Annotated in this window: 12 protein-coding genes; 3 read left to right on the top strand and 9 right to left on the bottom strand. The window is 30.1% G+C overall.

All coding sequences use genetic code 11. The features are described 5' to 3' along the window. The first annotated feature begins 2 nt into the window (after positions 1–2). Entirely contained in the window at positions 3–704 is a 702-nt protein-coding gene (locus tag BUC09_RS10315) for a response regulator transcription factor (RefSeq protein WP_073311239.1), read from the top strand. Between the two features lie 45 nt (positions 705–749). On the opposite strand, the gene BUC09_RS10310 is transcribed toward BUC09_RS10315, so the two are convergent. The 9 genes from BUC09_RS10310 to BUC09_RS10270 all read right to left on the bottom strand — a co-directional run bounded on the left by BUC09_RS10310 (position 750) and on the right by BUC09_RS10270 (position 8,596). Then, positions 750–1,478, bottom strand: coding sequence for an acyl-[acyl-carrier-protein] thioesterase (locus BUC09_RS10310; RefSeq protein ID WP_073311238.1), 729 nt, complete (start codon positions 1,476–1,478; stop codon positions 750–752). 8 nt (positions 1,479–1,486) lie between these two features. Continuing rightward, complete coding sequence (miaA, locus tag BUC09_RS10305; RefSeq protein ID WP_073311353.1) at positions 1,487–2,413, bottom strand: tRNA (adenosine(37)-N6)-dimethylallyltransferase MiaA; 927 nt, start codon at positions 2,411–2,413, stop codon at positions 1,487–1,489. A 116-nt stretch (positions 2,414–2,529) separates the two neighbouring features. Next, positions 2,530–3,891, bottom strand: a complete 1,362-nt coding sequence (locus BUC09_RS10300; RefSeq protein ID WP_073311236.1) for an exonuclease domain-containing protein — start codon at positions 3,889–3,891, stop codon at positions 2,530–2,532. Between the two features lie 91 nt (positions 3,892–3,982). After that, on the bottom strand, positions 3,983–4,351 hold the full coding sequence (locus BUC09_RS10295) for a four helix bundle protein (RefSeq protein ID WP_073311234.1): 369 nt from the start codon (positions 4,349–4,351) through the stop codon (positions 3,983–3,985). Positions 4,352–4,387: 36 nt separating this feature from the next. Further along, positions 4,388–5,047 carry a YggS family pyridoxal phosphate-dependent enzyme gene (locus BUC09_RS10290; protein WP_073311232.1) on the bottom strand — a complete coding sequence of 220 codons (660 nt, stop codon included), beginning with the start codon at positions 5,045–5,047 and terminating at the stop codon, positions 4,388–4,390. Positions 5,048–5,107: 60 nt separating this feature from the next. Next, the gene (locus BUC09_RS10285) at positions 5,108–6,331 is read right to left on the bottom strand and encodes a DUF1015 domain-containing protein (RefSeq protein ID WP_073311230.1); all 1,224 of its coding nucleotides are present in this window, start codon (positions 6,329–6,331) and stop codon (positions 5,108–5,110) included. Positions 6,332–6,398: 67 nt separating this feature from the next. After that, positions 6,399–7,292, bottom strand: a complete 894-nt coding sequence (locus tag BUC09_RS10280) for a 3-hydroxyacyl-CoA dehydrogenase family protein (RefSeq protein WP_073311228.1) — start codon at positions 7,290–7,292, stop codon at positions 6,399–6,401. 6 nt (positions 7,293–7,298) lie between these two features. After that, complete coding sequence (locus BUC09_RS10275) at positions 7,299–7,628, bottom strand: toxin-antitoxin system YwqK family antitoxin (RefSeq protein ID WP_073311226.1); 330 nt, start codon at positions 7,626–7,628, stop codon at positions 7,299–7,301. A gap of 2 nt (positions 7,629–7,630) precedes the next feature. After that, positions 7,631–8,596 (bottom strand): Gfo/Idh/MocA family protein, encoded by a 966-nt coding sequence (locus BUC09_RS10270; RefSeq protein ID WP_073311224.1) that lies wholly within the window; start codon positions 8,594–8,596, stop codon positions 7,631–7,633. Positions 8,597–8,735: 139 nt separating this feature from the next. Between BUC09_RS10270 and BUC09_RS10265 the strand changes: the two genes are divergently transcribed. Beyond that, positions 8,736–9,377: a protein-L-isoaspartate(D-aspartate) O-methyltransferase gene (locus BUC09_RS10265; protein WP_073311221.1), complete on the top strand. Its 642-nt coding sequence runs from the start codon at positions 8,736–8,738 to the stop codon at positions 9,375–9,377. A gap of 25 nt (positions 9,378–9,402) precedes the next feature. Next, complete coding sequence (locus BUC09_RS10260; protein ID WP_073311219.1) at positions 9,403–13,152, top strand: transglutaminase domain-containing protein; 3,750 nt, start codon at positions 9,403–9,405, stop codon at positions 13,150–13,152. Positions 13,153–13,156 lie beyond the last annotated feature (4 nt).

The following is a 13,156-nucleotide window of genomic DNA, read 5'->3' as shown; positions in this document are numbered from 1 at the left end:
TTATGGATACAAGCAAAAAAATATTATTAGTAGAAGATGATCCAAACTTTGGGTCGATACTTCGGGACTATTTGTCTATGAATGATTTCGAAGTTACTCTTGCCAAAAATGGTATGGAAGGTTTCGAAAAATTTAAAAAAGATAACTACGACTTATGTATACTTGATGTAATGATGCCTTATAAGGATGGATTTACATTGGCAAAAGAAATTAGAGAAAAGAACAAAGAGGTTCCTATTATTTTCTTAACTGCTAAAACAATGAAAGAAGATGTTTTAAAGGGATACAAAGTTGGAGCAGATGACTATTTGAACAAGCCTTTTGATTCAGAAGTTTTATTGATGAAGATTAAAGCAATCATTCAAAGAAAAGCATCTGAAGTAAAAGCAGATGTTGCAAAATTTGAATTTGAAATTGGTAAGTTCCAATTAAACTCAAAACTTCGTTTCTTGACATTCCCTGGAGATGAACCAATCAAATTGTCACCAAAGGAAAACGAATTGTTGAAAATGCTTGCATTGCATGAAAATGATTTGATGCCAAGAGAATTAGCGCTTACTAAAATTTGGAGAGACGATAACTACTTTACTTCAAGAAGTATGGATGTGTACATCGCTAAACTTCGTAAGTATCTTAAATCGGATGAGAATGTTGAAATTTTAAACATTCACGGAGAAGGTTTCAGATTAGTAGTAAAGAAATAATCTTATACAAACAAAAAGTCCTAGCATTGAGCTGGGACTTTTTGTTTATTCTAGAAGCAAAGCAAAGCACACTTTATGATCTTTGCTTACTGTAAAATGATTTTGATTCTCATTGCAATTGATGTTTACAATATCATTTAAGTTCAATTCACGTAGAAAGTTCATTTCAAACGCATTTATTTGCTGTTTAAGCACTTTTTTTGCATCAATTGCATCAAGACACCACTCTAAGTATTTTGTATTGTTAGCGTGGTTTACAATATCTAAATCAGATAATAGCACTTTTCTTTCGCTAATTGTATTTGTTTCCTCACTGATGCTGATTCTTGAAAAAGATTTTTCTGTTGCTTTCCAATCAGGAAATTTTTCAAAATGTTCATGAGGTAATGCTAAAGCTTCTGATTTACGAAGTTGAGTATTTAAAACTGCCCAATACGTAGTTGCTCCAGCTATTTTGGTATCATTCAAATACATTTCTATGTTACGAATCGATTTGTTTCCTTCAAGGCTTTCTATCCAAGTTTTAACGGTTACTTTATCTTGCCATTTGGGTAATTTGGACACTTCAACTCTAATTCTACTCAAAACCCAAGCCTGATGATATTCTTGCATATCATTAAAGCTAAGTCCTCCAAGTATCGAATGTTCAGCAGCAGTAAGCTGAAGCAAATTGCATAAATCAACATACTTCAAAAAACCATTTGGAGCACATTGTGTAAAATTGATTTCCCACTCATGAGAGTATATGGAAGTGAAGTTTTCTGAAATTGGCATTAAATGAATTATGAATTATGAGTTGTTTCTTCTATAAAATTAATTATTTCTTTGCTATCAGTTTTAAAATCAAACCAGTTTGTGTTTTCGGTTCTTTTAAACCATGTCATTTGGCGTTTAGCAAAACGACGAGTATTCGTTTTAATTTGTTCTACAGCTTCTGCTAAGGTTATTTTGTCATCAAAAAAATCAAATAATTCACGATAGCCAACAGTTTGTAAGGCATTTAACTCTTTGTTTGGATAAAGCTTTTTTGCTTCTTCCAGTAAACCATCTGCCATCATGATGTCAACACGTTTGTTGATTCGTTCATACATGATTTCTCTATCAGCCTCTAAACCAATGACAATAGGAGTGAAGTTACGTTGATTTTTTCTTTTTCCAATAAAACTCGAATACGGTTTTCCTGAACCAATGCATACTTCAACAAAGCGTTTCATTCGCTGGGGATTTTGCAATGTTTGAGGATTCTCTTTTTCTATTTTAGTATAATAGTCAGGATCAAGTTTTTTTAAATTTTCTTGAAGAAATTCAATTCCCAATTCATCATATTTTGTATTGATTTCTTCCCTTATTTCGGTATTAATTTCAGGAAATTCATCAAAACCTTTTAAAACGGCATCAACATACAATCCAGAACCACCAACCATGATTTGTATGGAATTTTTATCAAATAGTTCGTCTAATTTTAATAAAGCTTCTGTTTCAAAATCGCCAACAGAATAGTTTTCAAAAATAGATTTGTTTTGAATGAAATGATGAGGAGCTCCAGCCAATTCTTCTTTGTTTGGAACAGCTGTACCAATATTCATTTCTTTAAAAAACTGACGACTATCACACGAAATGATTTCGCAACCAAAATGCTGAGCCAATTGAATGCTTAGAGCAGTTTTGCCAATGGCTGTAGGGCCTATGATGGTGATTAAATAGTTCAATTTTTTTATTTTTAGCCCCGATAGTAGCGTCATCCTTTTTACGTCAGTTCGAGTTTTTGCGAAGCAAAAGTATCGAGAACAAGTAAAAAGATACAGCGAATAGCGGGAAATTGCTCCTAAAACTTTATAATTTTTAATACTCTACGTTTATTGATATAATTCTGAATTATATTTCGGGTATCTCTATTGCTTTGCATAGGGATAATGATGTTTTTTAGAATATCGATATTGTTTATTTGATGGTTTAGATCATAAAAACAATAGCCTTTGTAGATTCCATTTTCGAGTAAAACAGCACTTCTTTCATTAGTACTTCTTCCTTTATCAACAATTACCATATTTTGATTATTGAATTGATGATTATTCATGAAGTTCTCAACACGAGTGTTATACTCTTCAGGATTTTCTTTACCTACACAAGCGCCATTACAAAGCTTTAAATCATATTGAAAACATCCTTTTTTTGTGTCATATAAACCGTTTACTTTTTGGCACAACTGATGTTTTTCGGTAATTTTAAACAATGCATTTTTGCCTTCTTGAGAAGTTGAAAAAGAAGTGATTTCTTTTTTTCGACCATCAGCTTTTAAAACTTTCAAAGCTAAATAGCCTTTATCATCTTTTTCAGCATATAAAGCCCAAGGGAAAATTGTTTTTCGTTGCGAACGATTGTATATTGGTTTGTTAACCTTAATTTCTTCACTTTCTTTTAATAAAGCAACTAATTCACTTCCGGTTTCCTCAAATGTTACCGCATATGCATCGCGTTGCATTTTTTTGCTTTTGTTTGAGGTGCCAGTAAAATGTTGGTTAACTCTTTTTTTTATGTTTTTGCTTTTGCCAATGTAAATCAAATCACCTTTCTCGTTATGTATATAATAAATACCGGTTTTAGAAGGTAATGATTCTACAATGTCTAAAAGTTTAGGAGACATTCCAGATTTAATTTCGGTTTTAATAAAACTCTTCAAAATTTCTTTTTCCGAATCTTTTGCTAAAAGCATTTTAAAAAGCTTCACTGTAGCAGTTGCATCACCGCTTGCTCTGTGTCTGTCAGCCACTGGAATTCCTAAATTTCGAACTAATTTCCCTAAACTATAGGAAGGTTGCCCCGGAATAAGTTTTTTTGAAAGTTCAACGGTACAAAGAGTCGGTTTTTGAAAATTATAGCCTAGTCGCTTAAATTCAGTTCGAAGTATACGGTAGTCAAATGAAGCATTATGCGCAACGATGACACAACCATCTGTAATTTCTATGATTCTTTTTGCTACTTCAAAAAACTTAGGAGCAGATCGTAGCATAGCGTTGTTGATACCAGTTAGTTTAACAACAAATGGCTGGATAGGAATTTCAGGATTTACTAGACTAATAAATTGATCTACAATTTCTTGTCCATCAAATTTATAGATAGCAATTTCAGTGATTCCTTCTTGATTAAACTGACCTCCAGTAGTTTCTATGTCTAAAATGCAATACATTTTCAATGTCAATGTCAATTACAATATCAATGTCAACTTTCAAAATCAATAATTAAATTTGAATTTTGATATTGTAATTGCTATTGAATAACTATTTTTTATTAATTATCATTTTTGAAGCTATAGCAATTAATTCTTCAACTTCTTTTAAAAGTAAAGCCCTAGTAGTTTCATTTCCTTCTTCAATATAATTTAAAATTTTTAATGAATTTCTAGATTCCTTTAATTCTTTAACTGTTAAGCCAACTTTAAAAATAAAATCTTTATCAGAATTTGTTCCTTGTGCTTCTCCAAAATTCAAAGAAGAACTTCCTGATGATCTAATCAATTGATTTTTGTAATATTCGTTTTCGTATGATTTATTTAAATTTCTAGTAAAGAAAATACATTCACCTGCAAATCGAACTAATCTGTCTTCAAAATTGAATATTTTATCATCAAAAATATTGCTTTCTTCCATTTAATTTTTTTGAAGTTTGTAATTGATATTGAATTTTTATCGTCCCCCAAATATACTACTTCCTACTCGAATCATTGTACTTCCACATTCGATAGCCAATTCATAATCGCCACTCATGCCCATCGAGAGGGTATTCATTTGACAATTGTTGGTACTTATAGCTTTGTACTTGTCGAATAATGATTTAAGATGTAGGAACTCTTTTTTTATTTGTGTTTTATCATCAGTAAAACTAGCCATTCCCATTAAGCCTGTTATGGTAATGTTAGTCATTTGTTGTACTTCTTCCGAATTAAGAATTTCATCCAATTCCTGATCATTTAAACCGAATTTTGTTTCTTCCTCCGCAATGTAAATTTGTAATAAAACATTGATGTGTTTGCGCCATTTTACCGCTAAACGATTAATTTCTTTCAACAATTTTAAGCTGTCTACACCATGAATCAGCTTAACATAAGGCACCATGTATTTGACTTTGTTACTTTGAACATGACCAATCATATGCCACTCAATATCTTTAGGCATTTGTTGCCACTTATCAGTCATTTCTTGGATTTTGTTTTCTCCAAAAATACGCTGACCAGCATTATAAGCTTCCATCAAATCACTAACGGGTTTGGTTTTAGAAACTGCTACAAGTGTAACATGTTCTGGAAGAGATGATTTTATATTATTAAGATTTTGAGCTATTGACATGCTTAGAATGAAAAATTTAAGGTTAACTGAAAAAATGATGCTGATTAGTATATACTAATTTTACAACTCATACACTAACAACCCACTTCTAAATTTGGGTTCTATATAAGTAGATTTTGGAGGCATAATAAGGTTATTATCTGCTAAAAGTTTGATTTCATTAATGTCAGAAGGATATAACATGAAACCAACCTCAAACTCACCTTCATCTATCATCTCTTTCATGTGTAAAATGGCTTGTTTACCAGGGATGTAATCAATGCGCTCATCATTACGTAAATCTTCTAAACCTAAAATGGGATGAAGAATGGTATCGTATAATATTTGAGCATCAAGATTCTCCAGAACGCCTTTTATCTTTTCTTTGTGTTTGTATTCCAAAGCATAAAAACGTCCGTCTAGATACATTCCAAACTCATACTTATGTTTAGGTTGCCACAATTCACGCTTTTTATCTTTAATTACAAAGTTGTCAGCAACTAATTTGATAAAATCATCTTTAGAATGACCATTTAAATCACGAACTACTCGATTGAATTCATATATTTTCACATTACTTTCGGCAATTAAAAAGCTCATAAAGTAATTCAAATTTGGATTGCCTGTTGACTTATCTTGTTCATACAACATTTCTGCCGATGCAGAGCGATGATGACCATCAGCAATGTATAAATTTGGGATACTTTCGAAATGTTCTACTAATAAGTTAATTTCGGTTTGAGTGTCTATTTTCCAAAGCGTGTGTTTTTCTTTTGTTGTTGTAGAGAACTCATAAATAGGTTTATTTCTTTTGTGTAAAGTTATAAACGTATTAATTTCAGTACTGTCAGGATAGGTAATTAAAACGGGTTCAGTATTAAAACCGGTTTGATGTAAGTAATCTTTAAATAGCTCAACACGATATTGCAGCGTGTCTTCATGTTTTTTGATGACATTGTTTTGATAATCTTCAATTGAAGTTCCTGCAATAATTCCGGTGAATGTGTTGTTTTTGGTTTGGATTTCGTACAAGTAAAATATTGGCTTGTCTTCTTGAATTAGTATATTCTCCTTTTTGAAATCATTGTATTTATGGGTAACTCCTTTAAAACGTTTCTCCGGCGTAATCTTTTGCGCATGGGTAAAAGTATAAGCAGGATTAATTACATGTAAAAATGAATACGGATTAAAATTAAGCCAAGCCGCTAATTCGGTTGGAGTATAATCATCATACATTCTACAAGTAACTAGCGCTACTTTATCAGGTGCTGGACGAACTGCTTTAAAAGGAATTATTTTTGCCATTTTTAGTGATTAGTAAATAGTGAATAGTAATTAGCTATAAGACTAAAAACTATTCACTAATCACTTTTTATTTTTTACTAAATTGAGATGAAACTTTCTCAGCTTTTTTACTTTCGGAATAGTCGTAGAAACCTTCTCCAGATTTCACTCCTAATTTTCCTGCCATAACCATATTTACTAATAATGGGCATGGAGCATATTTAGGGTTTTTGAATCCGTCATACATTACGTTTAAGATAGATAAACATACGTCAAGACCAATAAAATCTGCTAATTGTAATGGCCCCATTGGATGCGCCATTCCTAACTTCATTACAGTGTCAATTTCATAAACACCACCAACTCCGTTGTAAAGGGTTTCGATAGCTTCGTTAATCATTGGCATTAAAATACGGTTTGCCACAAAACCAGGGTAATCGTTAACTTCAGTTGGGATTTTACCTAATTTAACAGATAAATCCATTATGATTTTAGTAACTTCATCTGAAGTATTATACCCACGAATGATTTCAACCAATTTCATAATTGGTACTGGATTCATAAAATGCATACCAATTACTCTTTCTGGATGAACCACCTGTGCTGCTATTTGTGTAATTGAAATAGAAGATGTATTCGTAGCCAGTATTACATTATGATCACAAATTTCACTTAATTGCTTGAAGATATTTAGTTTTAAACCAACGTTTTCAGTAGCAGCTTCTACCACTAAGTCACAACCTACAACGCCATCTTTAATGTCAGTATAAGTGATGATGTTTCCTATGGTTTTGTGTTTGTCTTCTTCTGTGATAGAACCTTTAGTAACCATACGGTCAAGATTTGCGGCAATGGTTGCCATTCCTTTTTCTAAAGATTTTTCAGATATATCGATTAATTTTACGGTAAATCCTGATTGAGCAAATGTGTGGGCAATTCCGTTACCCATAGTTCCGGCCCCGATTACAGCAATGTGTTTCATTTTGTATTAATTGTGTTTTATTTTTTTTATAACTTTTCCTTCTTTGAAATATATATCTATTCTTTTGGTACCATCAGAATTAAATTGCTCCCAATGCCCTTCTGGAACTCCATTGTTTAAAGTGAAATTACCTTTTATTTTCCCATTTTCATGGTAATAATAGTTTTTACCATTATATAAATTACCTATGTGTTCTTCACAATCTCCGTAATGATAAAAACCATTTTTCTCTTGGATGTTTTCGTTTAGAACAATTTCATCAATATCTTTTATTCTTTTTTCTGAGCAGGAAATCAAGAAAAAGAAACCAAATAAAATTAGTAATCTTTTAAGCATAGTTATTTCTTCATCGAATCGATAATCTGATACGCCACGCGTAATGCTTCAGTGGCCTGTTCCAGTGTTACGACCGGTGTGGTATTATTGTTAATAGCATCAGCGAAAGATTCCAATTCGTCTAATATGGCATTATTCGGTTCAACCGAAGGGTTATCATAATAAATTTGCTTTTTAACACCTTCTGCATTTTGCAAAATCATATCAAAGTCTCCTGGTACTTCTGGAGCATCTTTCATTTTTACTACTTCACACACTTTATCAAGAAAATCTACAGAAATGTAGGCATCACGTTGAAAAAACCTTGATTTACGCATGTTTTTCATAGAAATTCGGCTCGAGGTGATATTCGCAACACATCCGTTTTCAAATTCGATTCTAGCATTTGCAATATCTGGAGAATCACTAATTACTGAAACGCCACTAGCATTAACCTCTTTTACTTTTGAATTTACCACACTCAAAATTGCATCGATATCGTGAATCATCAAATCTAAAACCACAGGAACATCGGTACCACGTGGATTAAATTCGGCTAAACGATGCGTTTCGATAAACATTGGGTTTTCGATTTTCCCCTTTACAGCTTTAAAAGCAGGGTTAAATCGTTCTACATGACCAACTTGACCTTTAACGTTATATTCTTTTGCTAATGCAATAATTTCTTCTGCTTCTTCCACAGTTGTTGAAATTGGTTTTTCTATAAAAACATGTTTACCTGATTTTATAGCAACTTTAGCACATTTGTAATGAGAAAGGGTAGGAGTTACAATATCTATAACGTCAACAGCATGAATTAATTTAGCTATAGTATCGAAATGAGTATATCCAAATTCGGCCGCGATTTTTTTTGCATATTCTTGGTTTTCATCATAAAAACCAACTAACTCATATTTATCAGATTGATTTAGTAATCGTAAGTGTATTTTTCCTAGGTGACCAGCACCTAAAACGCCTATTTTTAACATAAAGACTATTTTTAACAAAAGTAAATTAAAAATAATAAATCCCAACTTTTAAATGCTATTTAAAGATGTTTTTTTAGAATTTCATATTTGATTTTTGGGAATATAAAGTCTAATTTAGCCAAATAAATTTAGAGTTGTAGTGAGAGATTTAGCCAAACATCAAGGACTTAGAAATCAGTTAGTAAGCGTTTTACAAGCTAAAGGAATTAAGGATAAAAATGTATTGGAAGCCATTAGAAAAATTCCGAGACATTTATTTTTAAATTCAAGTTTTGAAGATTTTGCTTATCAGGATAAACCATTCCCAATAGGAGCTGGCCAAACTATATCTCAACCTTACACAGTTGCTTTTCAAACAGAATTATTGCAAGTAAAAAAAGATGATAAAGTTTTAGAGATTGGCACAGGTTCTGGATATCAAACGGCTGTTTTATTTATGATGGGAGCTAAGGTTTTTTCGATTGAAAGACAAAATGAACTTTTTAAGAAGACTTCTTTATTATTACCTAAGCTTGGAGTTCGTGCAAAACAATTAATTTTTGGAGATGGCTATAAAGGACTTCCAACTCATGCTCCATTTGATAGTATTATTGTTACAGCTGGTGCACCATTCATCCCACAACCTTTAATGGCACAACTTAAAATAGGAGGGAGATTAGTAATCCCTGTTGGTGAAGATGTTCAAGTAATGACTTTATTGATTAGAAAAACCGAAACACAGTTTGAAAAACATGAATTAGGAGATTTTAGATTTGTTCCATTATTAGAAGATAAAAATTAAATACATATAAATTAACCTACATTGAATGAAAAAAAATTACTTATTACTTTTATTACTGGTAGTTTCGTTTGCTAAAGCACAGGTAAACTACGACAATGTTTTGAATTTATTGATCAACAATAAAAGAAATGAAGCGAGAGCTTTATTTGATAAACAATTTGGAAAAATTAAATCAACCAATATAGATTTACTTTTTCTTGATGCTTTTCTTGATGAAGAATCAGGACGAATTGATTTTGATGAAGAATTAATAAGAAGCTTGGAGAAACTTCCTAATTCAGAATATTATATTGCACCATTCATAAACAGGAGTTTCATTTTAAGTGACGTTAAAGAAGGCATGTTTAATGATTTGACATACAAAAAAATAGACTTTTTAAGTAATTCGCCTAAGTTTAAAGACTTAGCTATTGTAAAATATAAAAAAGCAATCTTTGAGCGAATTAGACACTTAAAAGAGAAATCTATTCAATCATTTGATGATTTAGGTACAATAAAAAGTTGGCAATTTTGTGGAGTCTTTGAAAATTTAAATAGTAGCGGATTGGATATTGATTATGAACCAGAGATGTATGCTAAAAATGATAAACTTTTTGATGCAAATAGTAATGGAAAAGTTGGATGGTATAATCCTAAAAAAAGCCAAAATGAAGCCTACCATTTTTTTGGAAATGAATCAGAATATGGAGCAGGAATTATTTACGCACAAACATTTATAAATTCTAATGAAGCTAAAAAGTATCTTTTAAGTTTTGGTGCAAATAAAGGACTTAAGATTTTTTTAAACGACAAAGAAGTTTACTATAATCAAGACATTAAAAGAACAAATCTAGATGCTTACACTATTAGAATACCTTTAGAAAAAGGTTTTAATAGATTACTTTTTAAAATTGAACTTTCTAACGGAGGAGACTATTTTTCTGCATCAATAAAAGATTTGGAAGGTAAAACAGCTTCAGATTTATCTTTTAGTAATACATATAAACCATATTATATTGCAACAAAAGATTACAATGATATCGAAGAAATCCCTTTATATTTTGAAAAATATTTCGACGACTTAGTTAAAAATAATCCTAACAATATTTTATACAAAATATTTCAGTTCTCTGCTTATGAGGCAAATTATAAAAAGGTAAAAGCTTTTGAAGCATTGGAGGGATTAAATGAGAAATATCCTAAAAGTTCATTTGTGAATAATTACTTTGTAAAGTATTATAATTTATTAGGTGATGAATCACAAAAAATTGACGAAATAAACAAAAACTTCGAAACAAATGATCCAGAATATTATGTCAATTCTTTAAATAAACTTACTGATAGTGAATGGTTAAAATCAGCTCAGATTTCAGAATTAGAAAGATATAGAGATATTTCAAAAAAATATAAGCAAAGATATGTTGAGCTTATGTTTGATTTTATTATTAAATCTCGACAAGGCGACATTAATGAAATGATTTCTCAACTAGATCAATTAGTAATAGATTCTTATAACAATGAGAAAATTTTAATCCTTGCTACTAATTTGAGATATAAATTGAAAAATGATACTGATAAGGCAATTGCTACTTTTGAAAATTTATTAAAAGAAAAAGATATCTATGAGGTTAGCAATACATTATCAGCTCATTATAAAGCATTGAATAGAAAAGCAGATGTAGAAAAAATTATTAAGGAACAAATTTTAAATCATCCTCATTTAAATGATTTTAGAACTAATTATGTTGATTTTTTAATTAAAGAAAATAAATATGATGAAGCCCTTAAGCTATTAAATGAAAATTTAGAATATTTTCCATATTCCTTTGTAACACTTGAAAACAAAGGACTTGTTTATGGTTTGCAAAAAAATGAAAAAGAAGCTGCAAATTATATTAGACAATCTTTAGAGCATAACTCTGGAAATAGCAATCTTAGAAAAAAACTATACGATATTACTAAAACTCCTGATGAAATTGAGCAAGTTGCAACTAAAAATATTTATGATTTAGTAAAGAAAAGAAGAAATTCTAGTCTTAAGACTGATTATGGAGTAGTGACTTTGTTAGATGAGTACATTGTTAATGTTCTGCCAGAAGGTGGGAGAAAAGAAAAAGTTACTTTTTTATATGAAATAGTGAATGAAAATGGAATTGAAAATTTAAAAGAATATAGTTTAAATTCTGATTTTTCAATTTTAAAAAGTGAAGCTATTAAAAAAGATGGAAGTTTAGTGCCTGCAGAAAAAGGAGATAATACTTTAGTATTCTCTAATTTACAAATTGGTGATGTAGTTCACATATCTTATGAAAACTTTGATAATAGATCTGGACGTTTTTACAGAGATTTTAATATTTCATGTTATTTTAACAACAGTTACCCTTCTGTTGAAACAATATTTGGAATTATACATATTCCTAGTTTAAATTATCAGTCACATTTTACGAATGGAGAAATTCCATCCTCTACAACAAAGGTTAATGGTAAAATAGTTACAATTTGGAAAAAGAACAATATACCAGGAATTCCTAATGAAGAAAGTTATTCCCCAATTTTTAGCGACATTACCAATAATTTGCGAGTAGGAACTATAAAATCATGGAAAGATATATCAAACTGGTATGCAGATCTTGTAAAGAAAAATTTAAAGACTGATAAGATAACTTTAAATACCTTTAAACAAATTTTTCCCAATGGTCTAGATGGATTATCACAACAAGAAAAAGCATTTAGTATATATAAGTATATTGAATCTAATATTAATTATAGTTCTTTAGATTTTAGACAAAGTGGTTATGTGCCTCAAAAACCATCAAAAACTATTCAGACAAAATTGGGTGATTGTAAAGATGTGTCTACTCTTTTTGTTGTCTTGTCTGAACTAGCTGGATTAAAATCTAATCTTGTTTTAGTTTTAACTAACGACAATGGTTACAAAAACATGAAGTTACCAACAACAGATTTTAATCATTGTATCGTAAAAACAGTTATTGATGGAAATGATGTTTTTCTTGAATTAACAGATAAATACCTTCCTTTTAGAGCCTTACCTTTATCATTATACAAAGCAAATGCTCTTGTAATTTCTTTTGATAAGATTGAAAACGAAAAAGCCCAAATAATTAATATTCCTTTTGATAATGCAACTTCTAATATTTCTAAAATATATTCTGAAGTTTTAATTAGCGATAAAGGAAAAACATTTATTAACAAGCATGTTATTCAAGGTTCTGGAAAATCATATTATAATGAACTTTTTTCAAATGCTACAACTGAGGATGTAAGAAAAAAAGAATTAGAATCAAATTTTAATAGTAGACTTAAGAAAGTTATTTCACTTGAATATATTAAATTATTATCTAATCAAGTTTTTGATAACGAAATAACTTATGAGTCTAAATTTTTTATTTCTGAAAATATTCAAAAGGTTGGGAATTTGAAAATAGCTAATATTCCTTTTATTGATAATATTTATACTCGAGATATAATTGCAACAGAATCAAGAACTTTTGATATAAATTATATTAGTTATGAAAATAATAATCAATATGATTCTGAAGTGATTTTAAAAATTCCTGAAGATAAAGTTTTCTCTGAGCTACCACAAAGTAAGACTTTCAGTTTTAAAAATCATAATTATTCTATAGCTTATCAATTAGTTGATAAACATACGTTGAAAGTAAATAGAAAAGCAAATTTAAGCTGGGATAACATTACTACAAATGAATATTTAGATTATAAAAAATTTGTTGAAGGTGTAATAGAAGCTGAAGAACAAGTTGTAGGATTCAAATAAAATT

Origin of the sequence: Flavobacterium terrae, assembly GCF_900142035.1 — a bacterium.
Classification (GTDB): Bacteria; Bacteroidota; Bacteroidia; order Flavobacteriales; family Flavobacteriaceae; genus Flavobacterium; species Flavobacterium terrae.
The sequence above is the reverse complement of the archived record's forward strand: the minus strand, read 5'-3'. Positions and strand labels throughout refer to the sequence as shown.

Bases quoted from the DNA above. Each gene is read 5' to 3' on its own strand.
- BUC09_RS10300 (WP_073311236.1), bottom strand. From the start codon at position 3,891: ATGTATTGCATTTTAGACATAGAAACTACTGGAGGTCAGTTTAATCAA.
- BUC09_RS10295 (WP_073311234.1), bottom strand. From the start codon at position 4,351: ATGGAAGAAAGCAATATTTTTGATGATAAAATATTCAATTTTGAAGAC.
- BUC09_RS10280 (WP_073311228.1), bottom strand. From the start codon at position 7,292: ATGAAACACATTGCTGTAATCGGGGCCGGAACTATGGGTAACGGAATT.
- BUC09_RS10290 (WP_073311232.1), bottom strand. From the start codon at position 5,047: ATGTCAATAGCTCAAAATCTTAATAATATAAAATCATCTCTTCCAGAA.
- BUC09_RS10275 (WP_073311226.1), bottom strand. From the start codon at position 7,628: ATGCTTAAAAGATTACTAATTTTATTTGGTTTCTTTTTCTTGATTTCC.
- BUC09_RS10315 (WP_073311239.1), top strand. From the start codon at position 3: ATGGATACAAGCAAAAAAATATTATTAGTAGAAGATGATCCAAACTTT.
- BUC09_RS10310 (WP_073311238.1), bottom strand. From the start codon at position 1,478: ATGCCAATTTCAGAAAACTTCACTTCCATATACTCTCATGAGTGGGAA.
- BUC09_RS10270 (WP_073311224.1), bottom strand. From the start codon at position 8,596: ATGTTAAAAATAGGCGTTTTAGGTGCTGGTCACCTAGGAAAAATACAC.
- BUC09_RS10285 (WP_073311230.1), bottom strand. From the start codon at position 6,331: ATGGCAAAAATAATTCCTTTTAAAGCAGTTCGTCCAGCACCTGATAAA.
- BUC09_RS10260 (WP_073311219.1), top strand. From the start codon at position 9,403: ATGAAAAAAAATTACTTATTACTTTTATTACTGGTAGTTTCGTTTGCT.